Origin of the sequence: Pseudodonghicola sp., assembly GCF_048268305.1 — a bacterium.
Taxonomy (GTDB): Bacteria; Pseudomonadota; Alphaproteobacteria; order Rhodobacterales; family Rhodobacteraceae; genus Pseudodonghicola.
In genome coordinates this window covers 59,781-77,390 of the sequence record NZ_JBLWVT010000008.1, presented here as the reverse complement: position 1 = coordinate 77,390, position 17,610 = coordinate 59,781, and the positions used below count along the sequence as shown (strand labels likewise).

The 17,610-nt window shown below is 64.9% G+C and carries 17 protein-coding genes; 7 read left to right on the top strand and 10 right to left on the bottom strand.

Translation table 11 applies throughout. The features are described from left to right. Positions 1-61 precede the first annotated feature (61 nt). Positions 62-1,234, top strand: coding sequence for a thiolase family protein (locus tag ACN0V4_RS15635; protein WP_417677748.1), 1,173 nt, complete (start codon positions 62-64; stop codon positions 1,232-1,234). A gap of 149 nt (positions 1,235-1,383) precedes the next feature. After that, the gene (locus ACN0V4_RS15630) at positions 1,384-1,839 is read left to right on the top strand and encodes a GAF domain-containing protein (RefSeq protein ID WP_417677746.1); all 456 of its coding nucleotides are present in this window, start codon (positions 1,384-1,386) and stop codon (positions 1,837-1,839) included. A 48-nt stretch (positions 1,840-1,887) separates the two neighbouring features. Here the strand turns inward: ACN0V4_RS15630 and ACN0V4_RS15625 are convergent, their stop codons facing one another. Next, positions 1,888-2,157, bottom strand: a complete 270-nt coding sequence (locus ACN0V4_RS15625; RefSeq protein ID WP_417677745.1) for a hypothetical protein — start codon at positions 2,155-2,157, stop codon at positions 1,888-1,890. 54 nt (positions 2,158-2,211) lie between these two features. On the opposite strand from ACN0V4_RS15625, the gene ACN0V4_RS15620 reads away from it, so the two are divergent. Both ACN0V4_RS15620 and rarD read left to right on the top strand, forming a co-directional pair. Further along, positions 2,212-2,835, top strand: coding sequence for a LysE family translocator (locus tag ACN0V4_RS15620; RefSeq protein ID WP_417677743.1), 624 nt, complete (start codon positions 2,212-2,214; stop codon positions 2,833-2,835). Between the two features lie 103 nt (positions 2,836-2,938). Continuing rightward, the gene (gene rarD / locus ACN0V4_RS15615) at positions 2,939-3,853 is read left to right on the top strand and encodes an EamA family transporter RarD (RefSeq protein WP_417677741.1); all 915 of its coding nucleotides are present in this window, start codon (positions 2,939-2,941) and stop codon (positions 3,851-3,853) included. 102 nt (positions 3,854-3,955) lie between these two features. Here rarD and pncB read toward each other — a convergent pair whose 3' ends face one another. The 3 genes from pncB to pncA form a co-directional block, all read right to left on the bottom strand. After that, positions 3,956-5,245, bottom strand: coding sequence for a nicotinate phosphoribosyltransferase (gene pncB / locus ACN0V4_RS15610; protein ID WP_417677739.1), 1,290 nt, complete (start codon positions 5,243-5,245; stop codon positions 3,956-3,958). Positions 5,246-5,352: 107 nt separating this feature from the next. After that, positions 5,353-7,605 carry an ATP-binding protein gene (locus ACN0V4_RS15605; RefSeq protein WP_417677737.1) on the bottom strand — a complete coding sequence of 751 codons (2,253 nt, stop codon included), beginning with the start codon at positions 7,603-7,605 and terminating at the stop codon, positions 5,353-5,355. 111 nt (positions 7,606-7,716) lie between these two features. Continuing rightward, entirely contained in the window at positions 7,717-8,313 is a 597-nt protein-coding gene (pncA, locus tag ACN0V4_RS15600; protein ID WP_417677735.1) for a bifunctional nicotinamidase/pyrazinamidase, read from the bottom strand. A gap of 118 nt (positions 8,314-8,431) precedes the next feature. Here pncA and ACN0V4_RS15595 point away from each other — a divergent pair, with 118 nt between their 5' ends. Next, a complete protein-coding gene (locus ACN0V4_RS15595) occupies positions 8,432-9,337 on the top strand; it encodes a rhodanese-related sulfurtransferase (protein WP_417677733.1) in 906 nt (301 codons plus the stop codon). A gap of 20 nt (positions 9,338-9,357) precedes the next feature. On the opposite strand, the gene ACN0V4_RS15590 is transcribed toward ACN0V4_RS15595, so the two are convergent. The 3 genes from ACN0V4_RS15590 to ACN0V4_RS15580 are packed head-to-tail and all read right to left on the bottom strand — an operon-like array spanning position 9,358 to position 11,673. Next, a complete protein-coding gene (locus tag ACN0V4_RS15590) occupies positions 9,358-10,476 on the bottom strand; it encodes a CaiB/BaiF CoA transferase family protein (protein WP_417677731.1) in 1,119 nt (372 codons plus the stop codon). Beyond that, positions 10,473-11,150 carry a DsbA family protein gene (locus tag ACN0V4_RS15585; protein WP_417677729.1) on the bottom strand — a complete coding sequence of 226 codons (678 nt, stop codon included), beginning with the start codon at positions 11,148-11,150 and terminating at the stop codon, positions 10,473-10,475. The genes ACN0V4_RS15590 and ACN0V4_RS15585 overlap by 4 nt, the downstream gene beginning before the upstream one ends. Positions 11,151-11,163: 13 nt before the next feature. Then, positions 11,164-11,673: a DUF721 domain-containing protein gene (locus ACN0V4_RS15580; protein WP_417677728.1), complete on the bottom strand. Its 510-nt coding sequence runs from the start codon at positions 11,671-11,673 to the stop codon at positions 11,164-11,166. An 83-nt stretch (positions 11,674-11,756) separates the two neighbouring features. Between ACN0V4_RS15580 and mutY the strand changes: the two genes are divergently transcribed. Beyond that, positions 11,757-12,824: an A/G-specific adenine glycosylase gene (mutY, locus tag ACN0V4_RS15575; RefSeq protein ID WP_417677726.1), complete on the top strand. Its 1,068-nt coding sequence runs from the start codon at positions 11,757-11,759 to the stop codon at positions 12,822-12,824. Positions 12,825-12,892: 68 nt separating this feature from the next. Further along, on the top strand, positions 12,893-14,035 hold the full coding sequence (locus tag ACN0V4_RS15570) for an alkane 1-monooxygenase (RefSeq protein ID WP_417677724.1): 1,143 nt from the start codon (positions 12,893-12,895) through the stop codon (positions 14,033-14,035). A gap of 140 nt (positions 14,036-14,175) precedes the next feature. Here the strand turns inward: ACN0V4_RS15570 and ACN0V4_RS15565 are convergent, their stop codons facing one another. The 3 genes from ACN0V4_RS15565 to ACN0V4_RS15555 all read right to left on the bottom strand — a co-directional run bounded on the left by ACN0V4_RS15565 (position 14,176) and on the right by ACN0V4_RS15555 (position 17,591). After that, the gene (locus ACN0V4_RS15565; RefSeq protein WP_417677722.1) at positions 14,176-15,576 is read right to left on the bottom strand and encodes an adenylate/guanylate cyclase domain-containing protein; all 1,401 of its coding nucleotides are present in this window, start codon (positions 15,574-15,576) and stop codon (positions 14,176-14,178) included. 185 nt (positions 15,577-15,761) lie between these two features. Next, positions 15,762-16,868, bottom strand: a complete 1,107-nt coding sequence (locus ACN0V4_RS15560) for a site-specific DNA-methyltransferase (protein ID WP_417677720.1) — start codon at positions 16,866-16,868, stop codon at positions 15,762-15,764. A gap of 90 nt (positions 16,869-16,958) precedes the next feature. Continuing rightward, entirely contained in the window at positions 16,959-17,591 is a 633-nt protein-coding gene (locus ACN0V4_RS15555) for a ribonuclease HII (RefSeq protein ID WP_417677718.1), read from the bottom strand. Positions 17,592-17,610: the final 19 nt, after the last annotated feature.

Below are 17,610 nucleotides of genomic sequence, written 5' to 3'. Positions count from 1 at the left end.
AGTTTCAAGCTAGACGGGAATTCTTACCAATCGGTTTTCCGATACCTGTGGAGGAGACGGGATGAAAGAGGTTGTGATCGCAGGGGCCGCGCGCACCCCGATGGGAGGGTTCCAGGGCATCTTCAACGGTGTGGCTGCCGCCGAACTGGGCGGCTCGGCGATCCGGGCCGCGCTGGCCGGGGCTGGCGCCCGGACGGTGGACGAGGTGCTGATGGGCTGCGTGCTGCCCGCCGGCCAGGGCCAGGCGCCGGCACGGCAGGCCGGTTTCCTGGGCGGGCTGGGCGAAGAGGTGCCGGCCACCACGCTGAACAAGATGTGCGGCTCCGGCATGAAGGCGGCGATGCTCGCCTTCGATCAGATCGCGCTCGGCCAGACCGACGTGATGATCGCCGGCGGCATGGAAAGCATGTCGAACGCCCCCTATCTGTTGCCGGCGATGCGCGGCGGCGCCCGCATCGGCCATGGCCAGACCATCGACCACATGTTCCTCGACGGGCTGGAGGATGCCTATGACAAGGGCCGGTTGATGGGCACCTTCGCCGAAGACTGCGCCGAGGCCTTCCAGTTCACCCGCGAGGCGCAGGATCAATATGCCCTGGGCTCGCTCGACAATGCGCTGGAGGCCGAGCGCTCCGGCGCCTTCGAGGACGAGATCGCGCCCTTCACCCTGCACGGCCGCAGCGGTGAACAGGTCTTCACCCGCGACGAACAGCCCGGCAAGGCGCGGCCCGAAAAGATCCCGCTCCTGAAACCGGCCTTCCGCGCCGGTGGCACGGTGACGGCGGCGAACTCATCCTCGATTTCCGATGGCGCCGCGGCGCTGGTCCTCGCCTCCGCCGAGGCGGCCGAGGCGCAGGGGCTGACGGTGCGCGCCCGCATCCTGGGCCACGCCAGCCATGCCCAGGCGCCGTCGCAATTCCCCACCGCCCCGGTGCCGGCGACGCGGAAGCTCCTGGCCCGGATCGGCTGGCGCGCCGAGGATGTCGACCTCTGGGAGGTGAACGAGGCCTTCGCCGTCGTTCCCATGGCCTTCATGCGGGAAATGAAGGTGTCGCGCGACAAGATCAACGTGAACGGCGGCGCTTGCGCCCTGGGTCACCCGATCGGCGCCAGCGGTGCGCGGATCATGGTCACCCTGCTCAACGCGCTGGAAAAGCGCGGCCTGAAACGCGGTATCGCCGCGATCTGCATCGGCGGCGGCGAAGGCACCGCCATCGCCATCGAACTGGTCTGAGCCTCGGGCGCGGCTCCCTGCGTTCTTCTCTGTCGAAATACTCCCGGGGGTGAGCGGCCCCCGGGGCCGCGAGGGGGCCGGCGGCCCCCTTGCCTTTGCCGCAATCTCGACCCAAGCTTTTGGGTCATGATCTCCCGGAAAGGTCCAGCATGCCCGTCGATTACCCGGCTCTCGCCCGCAGCATCGCCGCCCTGACCGAGGGCGAGACTGATCAGATCGCCCTGATGGCGACGCTCGCCTGCGAGGTGCATCACGCCGATGCGCGCTTTGACTGGACCGGGTTCTATCGCGTGGTCGGTCCCGAGCTGCTGAAGATCGGCCCCTATCAGGGCGGTCACGGCTGCCTGACCATCCCGTTTTCGCGCGGGGTCTGCGGCGCGGCGGCGCGCACGGGCGCGGTGCAGCTTGTCCCGGATGTGGAGGCCTTCGCCGATCACATCGCCTGTTCCAGCTCGACCCGGTCGGAACTGGTGCTGCCGGTGCGCGACGGGTCGGGCCGTCTGATCGGTGTCTTTGACATCGACAGCGACCAGCCCGATGCCTTTGGCGATGCCGATGCGACGGCGCTGAAGGCGATTCTGGATCAGACCTTCGGGCGGCTCTGAGGGGCAGTCGACCCGGGCCATCCGGTCGATCTGCGGCGCCATGCTGCATCATTCGTCCTGATCGGTCCGCTCCCAGACCGCGTCGGTCTCGGTTGCAGGAAGAGCGAGCCGTCCGATGTCGGAGCGGATGAGCCCGGGGGTCAGCAGATTCAGAAACAGCCTGTCGACGCGCTGGGACCGTGGCGGGCGGGCGATGATCCGGCTCCTTTTCCGTCGGTTTTCCGGTTTGCCGGGCAAGCCCGGGGATGGGCCAAACCTTCTCCCGTGGAAAAAAGTGGATGCGGCGGCGGCGAAAACCGGGCAGATTGCAGGCGACATGAAAAGACATCTATTTGGCATGACCTTGGCCCCCCTCCCCGAGGCAAGACAGCAATGAGTTTCGAAGCCTGGAGCGTTTTCACGCTGTTCTGGGTGGCCTTCGTCACCACTCCCGGGCCGAATGCGGTCAACTGCATATCGAACGGCATGACGCTGGGCTTTCGCCGGGCCTTGGTGGGGGTGCTGGGCATCCTGACCCAGGCGACGAGCTTTCTGGTATTGTCGGCCGCCGGGGTGACGGCGCTGATCGCCACCTCGCCCACCGGCTTCACGGTGGCGAAATTCATCGGCGCGGCGGTGCTGATCTGGCTCGGGGTGCGGGGCTGGATGAACGCCGGCAAACCCGCCCCGACCGAGGTGCGCCCGGCGCGCCATGTCTATCTGCACGCGCTGGCGATCGCCACGATCAACCCGAAAAGCGTGGCGGGATATCTGGCCGCCTTTTCCGCCTTCGTGCAGCCGCAGGTGCCGATCTGGGATCAGATGGCGGTGATCGTGCCCACGGCGCTGGTGCTGACCACGCTCAGCTATACCGGTTTCACCGCTCTCGGCGCGCTGATGGGGCGGGCGGCGCTCGGGGCGGTGTTCAACGTCTGGGTGCGCCGCGTGCTGGCCAGCTGTTTCATCCTCTACGGTCTCCTGCTGGGCTTCGCCGCGGCGCCGCAGGTGGCGGGCTAGGGTCCACCCCCGTCGCATCCGCAGTCTCGCGAGGCGGCCGCTGTCTTCCATTGCCTGGGACCAAGCCCTGGCCTAAAGCGGTGGGCGAAGAGGAGTGCCCGCGATGACAGCGCAGCCGATGACAGCCCCGGCCACGGGAACCGGGGACAGCCCTCAGGGACTGGCCTTTGCCGTCTCCGCTTATCTGATGTGGGGGGTGCTGCCGCTCTATCTCAAGCTGATGTCGCATCTTTCCCCGTTCGAGGTGGTGGCGCATCGGATCGTCTGGTCAGTGCCGCTGGCCGGGGCGCTGCTGATCGTGCTGGGGCGGACCGGCGATGTGCGCCGGGCGCTGGTGCATCCGCGCACCCTGGCGCAGGGCGCGCTGACTGCGGCGCTGATCACGGTGAATTGGGGTGTCTATATCTGGGCGATCAACAGTGGCCACACGCTGGATGCTGCGCTGGGCTATTATATCAACCCGTTGTTCAGCGTGTTTCTCGGCGCGGTTCTGTTGCGGGAAAAGCTGGGCCGGGCGCAGATCGCGGCGCTGTCGCTCGCCGCGATGGCGGTGGTGATCCTGGCGGTGGAAAATGGCCGGATGCCTTGGCTGTCGCTGCTGCTGACCTTCAGCTGGGGGTTCTATGCCTTCTTCAAGAAATCCCTGCCGATCGGTCCCAATCAGGGTTTTCTGCTCGAAGTGCTGATCCTGTTGCCGCCGGCCCTGGGCTATATCCTCTATCTCGGGGTCAATGGCGGCGGCCATTTCGGCGGGTTCGATCAGAGCACACTCTTGCTGCTGGGCTGCGGCGTGGTGACGGCGATTCCGCTGATCATCTATGCCAATGGCGCCAAGCTGCTGCGGCTCTCGACCATCGGGATTCTGCAGTACATCACCCCGACCATGGTGTTCCTGGTCGCGGTCTTCCTGTTCGGCGAGCCGGTGGGGCGGGGGCAGATCCTCGCCTTTCCGCTGATCTGGCTGGCGCTGGTGATCTATACCGGCGCGTTGATCCAGCAGAGCCGGCGGCGGGGCTGAGCGGCCGGGAAACCGGCCGGCGAGCGGCGTTTCGTCTGACCGGCCTGGGGTTTTTATCACATCTGCGGGGGCAGGGGTTCAGGCCCAGACCCTGCGCGCGTCCTACACTACCACCGCGATGCGTTTCTGTTCACCCACCCCGAACACGCGCTTATAGCGCTCGATCTCCTCGGCTGGCCCCATCGCCTTTTCCGGGTTGTCCGACAGTTTCACCGTCGGGTTGCCATTGGCGCTGACCGCCTTGCAGACCAGGCTGAAGGGCGCCAGCGCGTCATTCGGCACCAGACCGCGGAAATCATTGGTCAAAAGCGTGCCCCAGCCGAAGCTGACCTTGACCCGACCGGCGAATTTGCCGTGCAACTCGACGATCTTGTCGACGTCGAGCCCGTCGGAGAAGATCACCAGCTTCTTCCGCGGGTCCTCGCCGCGTGATTTCCACCAGTCGATCGCCACCTCGGCGCCTTCGACCGGATCGCCGCTGTCGATGCGGATGCCGGTCCAGCCGGCCAGCCAGTCGGGTGCACGGTCGAGAAAGCCCTTGGTGCCATAGGTGTCGGGCAGGATGATACGCAGGTTGCCGTCGTGTTCCTCCTGCCAGTCCTCCAGCACCTTATAGGGCGCCTGGGCCAGCTCCGCATCGGTCTCGGCCAGTGCGGAATAGACCATCGGCAGCTCATGCGCATTGGTGCCGATCGCCTCGAGGTCGCGTTCCTTGGCGATCAGGCAGTTCGAGGTGCCGGTGAACTTCGGCCCGAGCCCCTCGATCATCGCCTGCACGCACCAATCCTGCCAGAGGAAGGAATGCCGGCGGCGGGTGCCGAAATCGGCGATCCCGAGCGGCGAAAGTTCTCGCAGACGTTCGATCTTTTCCCAGAGCCGGGTCATCGCCCGGGCATAGAGCACCTTGAGCTCGAACCGGCCCAGATCGTTCAGCACGGCGCGGCTGCGCAGTTCCATCAGTACGGAAAGCGCAGGGATTTCCCACATCATCACCTCGGGCCAGTCGCCTTCGAAGGTCAGCTCGTACTGATCGCCGCGGCGTTCCAGGTAATAGGGCGGCAGCCGCAGCTTTTCGAACCACTCCATGAAATCGGGGCGGAACATCTGGCGCTTGCCATAGAAGGTATTGCCCCTGAGCCAGGTGCTTTCGCCGCGGCTGAGGGTGAGCGAACGGATATGATCAAGCTGTTCGCGCAGCTCTCCCTCGTCGATCAGCTTGGCCAGCGGCACCGAATCCGTGCGGTTGATCAGCGAAAATGTCACCTGCGTCTTCGGCTTGTTGCGAAACACCGACTGACACATCAGCAGCTTGTAGAAATCGGTGTCGATCAGCGAGCGGACGATCGGGTCGATCTTCCACTTATGGTTATAGACGCGGGATGCGATATCCACCACGGGGGGCCTCTTTGCTTGCTGCCCGTGGTTGATACGTCACGAAAACCCCCGGGGCCAAGGGGAAACCGGGAAAATCCGCCCAAACCCGACCTGGGCGGCGAAAATCATTCCACCGTCGCGCCGCGCGGAATGCTGAGCTGTTCGGCCATGCCGGCCAGCAGATCGGCCCGGCGGACCGGCTTGCTGAGAAAGCCGTCCATCCCGGCCTCGAGGCAGGCGGCGCGGTCGCTGTCGAAGGCATTGGCGGTCAGCGCGATGATCACCGGCTGATGATCGGCCTCGGCGCGGATGCGGCGGGCCGCCTCGATGCCGCTGAGTTCGGGCATCGACATGTCCATCAGCACCAGATCGGGCCGATGCGCCAGGGTCTTCTCGACCGCCTCACGCCCGTCATGGGCGAACTCCAGGTCGACCTCGAAACCGGAAAGAAACTTGCGGATCAGGGTACGGTTCACCTCGGCGTCCTCGGCGGTGAGGATGTGCTTGCCCTTCAGAATCTTGCGCAGCGCCGCATCGGACATCGTCTGGCCACCAGGCTTTTGCTCGGAGGCCTCCTCACCCTGGGGCAGCTGCAGGGCGACGGTGAAACAGGCCCCCTGTCCCGGAGCGGAGCGCACCTTGATGGTGCCCCCCATCGTCTCGATCAGCATCCGGGAAATGGTCAACCCCAGGCCGGTGCCCCCATATTCCCGCGTGGTCGAGGCATCGGCCTGGGCGAAACGTTCGAAAATCTGTTCCTGCTTGTCCGCGGGGATGCCGATGCCGGTATCCTCCACCTCGATCCGCAGGTCGCTGCCGCCGTTCTCGATCCGCTGGTTCAGCACCCGCACGGTGATGCCGCCGGTCTGGGTGAACTTGATGGCGTTGCCGACCAGATTGATCAGGATCTGGCGCAACCGGCTGTCGTCGCCATACAGGCGATCCGGCCCGTCGCCGATGAATTCGAGCTTCAGCGCCAGCCCCTTGCCGCGGGCCTGCGGTCTGAGCAGGCGCACCGGCTCCTGTATGCAGGTCTTCAGGTCGAAGGCCTCGGGCGATAGCGTCATCTTCTGCGCGTCCAGCCGCGACAGGTCGAGCACGTCGTTGATGATCGTCAAAAGCGCCTGTGCCGAGCTGCGGATGGTGTCGGTATAGACAAGCTGCTCGGCCGACAACCCGGTTTCCGCCAGCAGATCGGCCATGCCGATCACCCCGTTCATCGGGGTGCGGATTTCATGGCTCATGGTGGCGAGGAATTCGGCCTTGGCCCGCGCCCCTTCCTCGGCGGCATGGCGGGCGACGATCATCTCCTCTTCATGCTGCTTCGCCTCGGTCACGTCGCGTTCGACCGCGACGATCATCTCGACCTCGCCATTCTCGTCGATGATCGGCACCTGGTTGGTCTCGATCCAGATGATGTCCCCAGATTTGGTGCGGTTCTGAACCTCACAGCGGAATGGAGTGCCTTGCGCGGTCGCTTCGTGCAATTGATCCACCGTCACCAATTGCGTCTCGGGCGCGTTCAGCAAGGCCCCCGGCATGCGTCCGATCGCCTCTTCGGGGGTATAGCCGGTGGTGCGGGTGAAGGCCTCGTTCACCCAGGTGATCTGGCCGCGCCGGTTCAGCAGCAGGACGCTGTCGTTGGCGTGACGTGCGACCAATGCCAGCCGATGGGCTTCCTTCTGCTGGGTGGCGAGCTTGTGATTCACCGCCTTCAGCTCCGCCCCCTTCTCGATCAGCTCACGGGTATTGCGCAGCTGGCGGCGGAAACCGGCGACGCCGAAGTTCAGAAAGATGAAGACCATAAAGCCCAGTATCAGCGTGCCGGCGGCATCCATGGCAAACTGCGTGTCTGGCGGCCCGTAGAGCACCGCAGTCGTCGCGAAGAGAAGCACCGGCAGGAGGGCATAGATAGTCAGCCGAATCGTACCGGCGCCTCGGTGATAGGGCAGTACCAGCCCGCCGTTGATCGCCGTCCCGACCAGAAAGGCCACCGCGAAGAGCGGCGATTCCGACGTTTGGATGCCGAACCACGATAGCGCGATGCAGATCGAGATGGTGATCGCCTGGAAGCCGGCGGTCAGCGTGCTGATCCACTGCACCCGGCGCAGCGGCTGGCCGCGCTCCAGGCGTGCCTCGACACCCTGGAGATAGAAGCAGTCCACCGCCTCGCCGATGATGGCGATCAGCATGGCGGCCAGCCCTGAAGCCGGGCCGTTCATGATCCATAGAAACAGCCCGCCCGAGATCGTCATGATCTGGCGGCTGCCGAAATTCGCCACCCGTCCGCGCGCATAGCGGATCAGCAACCCGGCCCGATTGTTCCTGCGCTCGAAATCGGCCAGTGAGTCGCTGGACGGTGGCGCTGCCTTCTGCATCGACGGACTCCCGATCCTGTCAGATGCCCCCCGTTCAGTTAGACCTGGGGGGTCTTAACAATTTGCAATCAGATGCACTGTTTCGTCACAGCCACCATGATCTGGGCCAATTTATACCAGGCTCACCCCGGCGGCGCGCATGTCGTTCAATGCGGTCTCGAGAGACCCCCCGAGGTCGATGCCGCGACACATCGCCAGGCGGACCGTCACCTCGAACCCCAGTTTCGCCGCATCGACGGCGGAATAGTTGACGCAAAAGTCGGTTGCCAACCCGACCAGGGTCAGCTTGTCGATGCCTCGGCTGCGCAAACTCCCCTCCAGCCCCGTCGGGGTCTGGCGGTCGTTTTCGAAGAAGGCGGAATAGCTGTCGATCGCCGGCCGGAACCCCTTGCGCAGGATCATGTCCGCCCGGCTGGTGTCGAGATCGGGATGAAATTCCGCCCCCTCGCTGCCGATCACGCAATGATCGGGCCAGAGCACCTGCGTGCCATAGGCCATCTCGATCAGCTCCATCGGTGCCTTGCCGGGGTGGTTGCCAGCGAAAGAGGAATGGTCCGCCGGATGCCAGTCCTGCGTCAGGATCACCGCGTCGAATTCGGTCATCAGGGCGTTGATGGGCCGGACGATCTGATCGCCCTCTGCCACCGCCAGCGCCCCGCCGGGGCAGAAATCGTTCTGGACGTCGATCACGATCAGGGCCTGGGTCATGCGCGCTCTCCTATGTCTCCCAAGGGGTAGAAAGCCGGGCGCCCTGCGTCAATCCCGCGCCGTCGCGTTGACGGCTCTGCCCTTGCCGGATTGCAGGCGAGGGCGTAAATCCGCGCCCATGTACACGATTGCCGCACTCTATCACTTCACCCGCTTCGCCGACCCCGCAGCCCTGCGTCCGGCTCTGCTTGACCTTTGTCTCGCCCGTGAGGTCAAGGGCACGCTGCTGCTGGCCCAGGAGGGGATCAACGGCACCATCGCCGGCCCGCGCGCCGGTATCGACGCGGTGCTGGCGCATATCCGCGCCCTGCCTGGCTGCGCCGATCTGGAGTGGAAGGAGGCGACCAGCGATCATCCCCCCTTCGCCCGCATGAAGGTGCGGCTGAAGAAAGAGATCGTGACCATGGGCCAGCCGGATGTCGACCCCAAGGCCCGCGTCGGCCATTATGTCGAGCCGGAGGAGTGGAACGACCTGATCCGCAGCCCCGACGTGGCGGTGATCGACACCCGCAACGATTACGAGGTCGCCATCGGCACCTTCGAGGGCGCGATCGATCCGCAGACCGAGAGCTTCCGCGACTTCCCCGCCTGGTGGGAGGCGAACAAGGACCGGTTCCACAACAAGCGGATCGCGATGTTCTGCACCGGCGGCATCCGCTGCGAGAAATCCACCAACTTCCTGCTCGGCCAGGGGGTGGAGGAGGTCTATCACCTCAAGGGTGGCATCCTGCGCTATCTTGAGGAGACGCCGGCGGAAAACAGCACCTGGCAGGGCGAATGCTTTGTCTTCGACAACCGGGTGTCGGTGGGGCACGGGCTGAAAGAGGGGCCCTATGACCTCTGCCACGGCTGCCGTCGCCCGATCCTCGAGGAAGACAAGGCGCGTCCGGAATACGAGGCCGGGGTATCCTGCCATCATTGCATCGACGAGACCTCGGACGAGGACAAGGCCCGGTTCCGCGAAAGGCAAAAGCAGATCGCCCTGGCCCAGACCCGCGGCGAACGGCATCTGGCGGCGGAGTGACCCGCCGCCATTGATCCCTTTTACTTGGGGTCGTCCTGCCCCAGCTTCGGCGCCGCATGGCTGAGGTTCAGCTCTGCATCCGAGAAGACGAAGGGCGAGCGCACGCCCGGCACCCCGTCCAGTTCGATCTGCATGCCACGGGCCACGACCTGCGGGTCGGCCATCACCTCGGCCATGTTGTTGATCGGGCCGGCGGGCACGCCCTCGGCCTCGCAGGCGGCCAGAAGATCGGCCTTGCCGCGTTGCGAGGTCGCCGCCGTCAGCCGCGCGATCAGATCGACGCGATTGGCCAGACGGTCCTTGTTGTGCAGGAACTCCGGCGCCTCGGCCATCTCGTCGAGCCCGAGGATACGACACAGCCGCTGATATTGCGGATCGTTGCCGGTGGCGATGATGATATGGCCGTCGGCGCAGTCGAACACCTGATAGGGCGCCAGGTTCATATGCGCGTTGCCCATCATCCCCGGCGACACCCCGGTGGTCAGATAGTTCATCGCCTGGTTGGCGGTGACGGAGACCGCCACATCCAGCAGCGCCATGTCGATATGCTGACCCTTGCCGGTACGTTCGCGTTGATAGAGCGCGGCGAGGATGCCGGTGACCGAATAGACCCCGGTGAAGATATCGGTGATCGCCACCCCTGCCTTCTGCGGCTGGCCGCCCGGCTCGCCGGTGATCGACATCAGCCCGGACATGCCCTGGATGATGAAGTCATAGCCGGCGCGATGCGCATAGGGCCCGGTCTGGCCGAAGCCGGTGATCGAGCAATAGATCAGCCGCGGGTTGACCTCTTTCAGGCTGTCGTAGTCGAGCCCGTATTTCTTCAGCCCGCCCAACTTGAAATTCTCGATCAGGATATCGGCGTCGCGCACCAGTTCGCGCACCTTTTCCTGGCCTTCCTCGGTGGCGAAATCGGCGATGACCGAGGCTTTGCCGCGATTGGCGCAATGGAAATACGCAGCCGAGGTATCGCCTTCACGTTCGACAAAGGGCGGACCCCAGGCGCGGGTGTCGTCGCCGCGCGGCGCCTCGACCTTGATCACCTCGGCGCCCAGGTCGGACAGGGTTTGACCGGCCCAGGGGCCGGCCAGGATACGCGCCAGTTCGACGACCTTCAGACCTTCAAGCGGGGCCGTCATTGCTTGGCCAGCTCCGCGTCGATCACCGCCTTGAAGTCGTCCCAGGCCTGGTTCGGGACTTTCGTGCCGTTGATGATGAAGGTCGGCGTCGCGTCGATGCCGTCTTCCTTGGCGTGTTCCTGATACCAGGCGACCAGCGTCTGCGCCTTGGCGCCGTCCTGCAGACAGGCTTCAAGCTGATCGTTGTCGGTGCCGGCCAGCCGGCCGATCTTGCGCAGCGCATCGACGATCTCGGTCGGGCCGCCGGCGCGCACCCAGTCGTTCTGGGTCTTGAAGATCAGATCGGTGATGCCGAAGAACTTGCCGGTATCGCCCGAACAGCGCGCGATCATCGACGCCCACAGCCCGTAGCGGTCGAAATAGACCTCGCGATAGATCAGCTTGACCTTGCCGGTGTCGATATACTCGGCCTTCAGCTTCTTGAACGGCCCCTGATCGAAGGTGGCGCAATGCGGGCAGGTGAAAGAGGCGTATTCCACGATGGTCACTGGCGCGTCTTCGGCACCCAACACCATGTCATGAATGGTGGAGGTGTCGACCTCGGCCGCCTCATTCGCCGCCAGGGCGCTGCCAACCAACCAGGATGCCGGCGCGCGGCCCGGCTGATCGGAGAAAACGAAAGCGCCGGCCATCAGCAGGGCGGCCGCGGAAAGCGCGGGAACCAGTCGGGTCATATGTACCCCTTTCTCAGTGACTGCGTTTGGATAGAACGTTGCGGCCCAGACGTTCAAGGGCCGCGCGCAAATCGGCGTCGCCGACGCCCTCGGCTGCCTCTGCGATCTCTTTCTCCACCTCGGGAGAAGGCGCCGGCGCCTGTTTCGGCGGCGCCGGTTCGAACCGGGCATGGCCTTCGGCGAAACCGGTCGGCGCGGTCTGGGTGATCCGGACGCGGCTGATCGCGTTATAGCCATAGACGGCATTGACCCGCTCGCGCAGCTTTTCCTTCTGCATCTCGAGCATGGGGGCCTGGGCGCCGGTGGTCAGGATGGTCAGCGTCGCCCCGAACCCCTGGCGGCCATAGCCGATATTGACCGGCCGGGCGATCGAGGCAATCTCGGGCCCGGCGATCTCGGCCCAATGGGTCAGCACCCGGGTCACGGCGAAACCGCGGCTTTCGCCGGTGCGGCGGATCTGATCGTTCAGCAATGTATCGGTTCGCTTGAAACCGCGTGTTGTCGAAGATCGTCGCTGCGCCATAGATGGATTCCATTCGGTTCCACACTATTTTAGGGTCCACCTGCCCAAGCGCCAGCGAAACCGGCTAGAGAAGGCAATAAAGATTGCGTGACACCATCCCCGAGCCCGCCCTCTCCACCCAGCTGCTTGAGTGGTACGACCGCCATGCCCGCGATCTGCCCTGGCGCGTCGCCCCCGCCGATCGCAAGGCCGGGGTGGCCCCCGATCCCTATCGGGTCTGGCTGTCCGAGGTGATGCTGCAGCAGACCACGGTGGCCGCCGTGCGCGATTACTTCCACCGCTTCACCAGCCGCTGGCCGACGGTTCAGGCGCTGGCGGCGGCCGAGGATGCCGATGTCATGGGCGAATGGGCGGGGCTTGGATATTACGCCCGCGCCCGCAACCTGCTGAAATGCGCCCGCGCGGTGGCGGCGGAGCACGGCGGAACCTTCCCCGAGGATCACGACGCGCTCCTCTCCCTGCCCGGCATCGGTCCCTATACCGCCGCCGCGATCTCGGCCATCGCTTTTGATGCCCCCGAGGTGGTGATGGACGGCAACGTCGAACGGGTGATGGCGCGGATGTTCGATATCCACACGCCGCTGCCCGATGCCAAGCCCGACCTGAAGGCGCGCGCGGCAGAGCTGACGCCGCAGGATCGCCCCGGCGATTACGCGCAAGCGGTGATGGATCTGGGCGCCACGATCTGTTCGCCGAAATCGCCGGCCTGCGGCATCTGCCCCTGGCGCGATCCCTGCCAGGCGCGTGCCGCCGGCACCGCGCCGGAATTGCCGAAGAAGGCGCCGAAGAAGGCCAAGCCGGTGCGCCAGGGCGTGGCCTATCTTGCCCAACGCGCCGATGGCGCCCTGCTGTTGGAGCGCCGCCCCGACAGCGGCCTTCTGGGCGGCATGCTGGGCTGGCCCGGCTCGCCCTGGGCGGAGGCGCCGGCCATCGATCGCCCGCCCTTCGCCGCCGATTGGCAGAGCCTGCCCGGAGAGGTGCGCCATACCTTCACCCATTTCCACCTGATCCTGACGCTCCGCACCGCGCCGCTGCCCGACGGGCCCGCCCCCGAGGGGTTGCTGATCGTCGAGCGCCACGACTTCCGCCCCTCCGATCTGCCCACGGTGATGCGCAAGGCCTATGATCTCTGGCGGGGCGGGTCAGTGTGACCCATGGTCTTTCCATCGCGATCGGCTAGACTGCCAGGCGATTTCGGACACGCGGCAGGAGGTGCCTGATGATCCCCCGCGAAACGATCGCCCGCTGGCAAAGCGCCGCGCCCTTCTGGGCCACGATCCTGCTGATCCCGGTCATCTGGCTGGGCGGTGCCGTCGGCGGCTGGACGGTGCTGCTGCCGCCCTTGATCACCTGGTATCTGTTCTCTGCGATCGACGCGGCGACCGGGTTGAACCTGGAAAACGCCGATCCGGAGACCCCGGCCGAGGATCTGCTCTGGTACCGGATGCTGACCACCGCCTGGGTGCCGCTGCAATTCTTCACCCTCTTCGGGCTGATCTTCTATGTCACCCATAGCGATCACCTCTCGGTGCTGGAAAAGATCGTCCTCTTCTTCGGCATGGGGGTGGTCACCGGCACGGTGGGCATCAACTATAGCCACGAGCTGATGCACCAGAAGGACCGGTTCGAGCGGGCCTTGGGCGATCTGCTGCTGGCGATGGTGCTCTATTCCCATTTCCGCTCGGAACACCTGCTGGTGCACCATTCCTATGTCGGCACCCCGCGCGACGCGGTGACCGCGCGCTATAACGAGGGCTTCCACCGATTCTATCCCCGGGTGCTGCGGCAGGTCTGGCTGTCGGCCTTCCATGCCGAGAAGCTGAGACTTGCCCGCAAGGATCTGCGCTGGACCGACCGGCGCAATCCCTTCTGGCGCTATTGGGCGTTGCAGGCGGCGATGATCGCGCTCGCCGCGGGCTTGGGCGGTTGGGCGGGGCTGGGTCTCTTCCTGCTGCAGGCGGGGGTGGCGATCTGGCAATTGGAGCTGGTCAATTACGTCGAACATTACGGGCTGACCCGCAAGTACCTGGGCGAGGGCAAATACGAACAGGTGCTGCCGCGGCATTCCTGGAATGCCGCGCATCGGGCCACCAACTGGCTGCTGATCAACCTGCAGCGCCACTCGGATCACCATTACAAACCCGACCGGCGGTTCCCGCTGCTGCAGAACTATACCGAAGCGGATGCGCCGCAACTGCCCTATGGCTATCCGATCATGACCATGGCGGCGATGATCCCGCCGCTGTGGCGCCGGGTGATGAACCCCCGCGTGCGCGCCTGGCGCAAGAGCCATTACCCCGAGATCACCGACTGGGCGCCCTACAGCAAGGCGATGAACCCGATGCCCCGGGGCAGCATCTAGCCACCGACCGCCGCGCGAAGGGCACCTTGGGGAGCCTCCGGCGGCCGTATTTGCGACGAAGAGAAATGATAGGGGGTGTCCCGCTTCTTCTCGTGTCAAATACGGCGGGGGGCGGCCGCAGGCCGGGGGGCAGAGCCCCCCTAATAGAGCGCCCAGAGCGTCATCTTGTCCTCGATGCCGCGCACCGTCTGATCCTCCAGCCGGACCAGACCGTCAAGCGTACCGCCCGGCGCCGCGGCGCTGCCGTCGGTCTCCTCCAGCACCCGGGCGCGCAGCCGGTCGCTGATCGCCAGCCGCGCGGCCAGCGGCCGGGTCAGCGCCTCGAGCCGGCTGGCGACATTGACGGCGGTGCCGATCACCGCGAATTCCAGCCGGTCGTTGCCGATGTCGCCCAGCACGGCGGTACCGTAATGCAGGCCGATGCCGGCGCGGATTTCCGGTTCGTGCAGCCGGCGACGGTCCAGGTTCCAGCGGTCGATCACCGCGATCATTCCGCGCGCGCAATCGAGCGCATTGGCCGCGTCGCGGCCGCTGGTCACCGGCGTGCCGAAGGTCGCCATCAGCCCGTCGCCCAGATATTTGTCGAGCGTGCCGCCATGGCGGAACACCTCGCGTTCCATCCGGGAATGGAACTGGCGCAGCACCTTGATCACCTCATAGGGATCGCGATCGGCCGAGAAGCCGGTGAAATTGACGATGTCGATGAAGAGCACCGCGATTTCGCGCCGGTGCACCTGTTGCAGCGGATCGTCGTTCTGCGACAGCGCCTCGACCACATTGGGCGAGAAATAGCGCGACAGATTGGCCCGCTCCCGTTCCAGGCCGGCGTTGTCGTGCAACAGACGGTCGAAGCGGCGGGAGGAGAGGCCGAGCGCCACCGCGGTGATCAGGAAAATCGCGATTTCCTGAAGCCGCAGGCGGAAGTGAAAGGCATTCGGATCGAGCCGCGCCGCCAATTCGGAACCGGCCCCGAATGCCGCCTGGACCGCTGCGGTCAGATCGGGATGCGGGGTGGCCACGGCCCAGGAGATCGCCAGGGCGATGGCCCATATCACCGAGGTCCAGATTCCCATGGCGATGACGGTGCGCCAGGAGAAGGTCAGCGTTCCTACCGCGAGAATGCCGAAGAAATAGATGAAACTGTCGTACCAGTATTGCATCGCCAGCGGCATCTGGTCATTGCTGAGCGGGTTCGGCATGACCACCCCGAGGGTCATGATCGCCAGATCGGCGAAGATCAGGGACAGTTCGATCCGCGATTTCCCGACCTTGCCGAACTGGTACATCAGCCAGCCGTTCAACATCAGAATCCCGAGGATGGCGAGGTAGAACAGAACCTCGAGATGCGGGTCTATCACCAGCAGAAGCAGGCCGATCAGCGGCATCGCCACCAGCCGCGCCCGCATGGCCAGAGCCATCCCCTCGCGCTTGTGGCGTGCCAGCGCGGCCGTGGTGTATTTGTTTTGCGCCGCCGTCGCGTTGCGGTCCCGTGGCGAAACGAGGGCAAGCGTCGCCCTCCGGTCAGCAGCCTGATCATTCATCGGCCCGGTATCCTGTTCCTGTCCTCGCCCGCACGGTTGTCTTCCTAGCTGCAGGCCGGAGCAAATGGCAAAGCGATCCGGCAAGAAATCGCGACCCCACAAAAAAGCCCCGCCACAAGGGCGGGGCACAGGTCGGTGTCCCGGGTCAGGCCTCGGGACACCAGCGGTAACTGGAAAACGACGGATCAGATCTGCCGCATCTCGGAGCGGATCTGTTGGCGCAGCACGTCGATCGGCACCACTTTGCCGTCGCGCTTGAAGCACCAGTAGGTCCAGCCGTTGCACGACGGCGCCCCTTCGAGCGCGGCGCCCACCTGGTGGATCGACCCTTTGACTTCGCCGCCGATCAGGGTGCCGTCGGCGCGGACCTTGGCCTTGTAGCGGTTGTTCATCGAAAACAGCTCTTCGCCCGGGCGCAGCATGCCGCGTTCGACGACCTGGCCGAAGGGCACCCGCGGTTCGGCGCGCTTGCTGGTGCTGACCTGCAGCGCCTCGCGGTCGAATTTGCGCACCCGCGCGATCCGCTTCTCGGCGACCGCGCGATAGGCATCTTCGCGTTCGATGCCGATGAAGTCACGGCCCAGCATCTTGGCGACGGCGCCGGTGGTGCCGGTGCCGAAGAACGGGTCGAGCACCACGTCACCCGGGTTGGTGGAGCCCACTAGCACGCGATGCAACAGCGATTCCGGTTTCTGCGTCGGATGCGCCTTGTCGCCGTTGTCGTCCTTCAGGCGTTCATGCCCGGTGCAGATCGGCAGCACCCAGTCCGAGCGCATCTGCACGCCTTCGTTCAGCGATTTCAGCGCTTCGTAGTTGAAGGTGTATTTCGCGCCTTCGGATTTCGATGCCCAGATCATCGTCTCATGCGCGTTGGTCAGCCGCTTGCCGCGGAAGTTGGGCATCGGGTTCGACTTGCGCCAGACCACATCGTTGAGGATCCAATAGCCTTCGTTCTGCAGCGCGGCGCCGACCCGGAAGATATTGTGATAGGAGCCGATGACCCAGATCGCGCCATTGGGTTTCAGCAGCCGCCGCGCGGCCTTGAGCCAGTCCTTGGTGAACTGGTCGTAGGCGGCGAAGGAATCGAATTGATCCCAGTGATCGTCGACCGCGTCCACCTGGCTGTTGTCCGGGCGGTGAAGTTGGCCCTTGAGCTGCAGGTTATAGGGGGGATCGGCGAAAATAAGGTCGACACTCGCCTCGGGGAGGGAGTTCATCACCTCGATGCAATCGCCGGCCAATATGGTATTGAGAGGGAGCGCGGGCGCCCCCTTTGCATTGGTTCTTGTCATTGTACTGCCTCATGAACGGCGCGTTTTCGCGCTCGCATATTAGCAGTAAAGATGAGTCAATCCTGATTCTTCGTCAATTTCTTTTTTGAATCAGTCACTTACTGATTTGCCTTGATACAAGATGTTGTGCACAGGCTTGAACGAACGCCTATGATGTGGGGTTATCCCCAGATCTCGGAGCGCGGTTTTATGGCTTTGAGAGGGGTAGCCTGCATTGGTCTCCCAGCCGTAGCCGGGGTACTGTTGCGCCAAATCCACCATGAGCCGATCGCGACAGGTCTTGGCCATGATCGAGGCCGCTGAGATCGACACGGAAATCGCGTCGCCCTTCACCACGGCGCGCGCCGGGATGGTCAGGCCACGGGGGATCATGTTGCCGTCGATCAGCAGGAAATCGGGAGGCGGGTCCAGGGCGGCCACGGCGCGTTCCATCGCCAGATGGCTGGCACGCAGGATGTTGATCTCGTCGATCTCCTCGACGCTGGCATGGGCGACCGAGACCTCGGCCGCCGTGCTCAGCGCCCGTTCCAACGCCTCGCGGCGGCGCGCGCTCAATTGTTTGGAATCGTTCAGCCCGTCGGGAATCGCCCCCGGGATCAGGATGACGGCGGCGGCGGTGACCGGGCCGGCGATCGGGCCGCGGCCGACCTCGTCGACGCCGGCGATGCGAAGGAAGCCCTGCGCCTGCAGCTCTTCCTCCAGATGGTAATCAGGGGTGCTCATGAGCCTTTGCTGCCCCGTG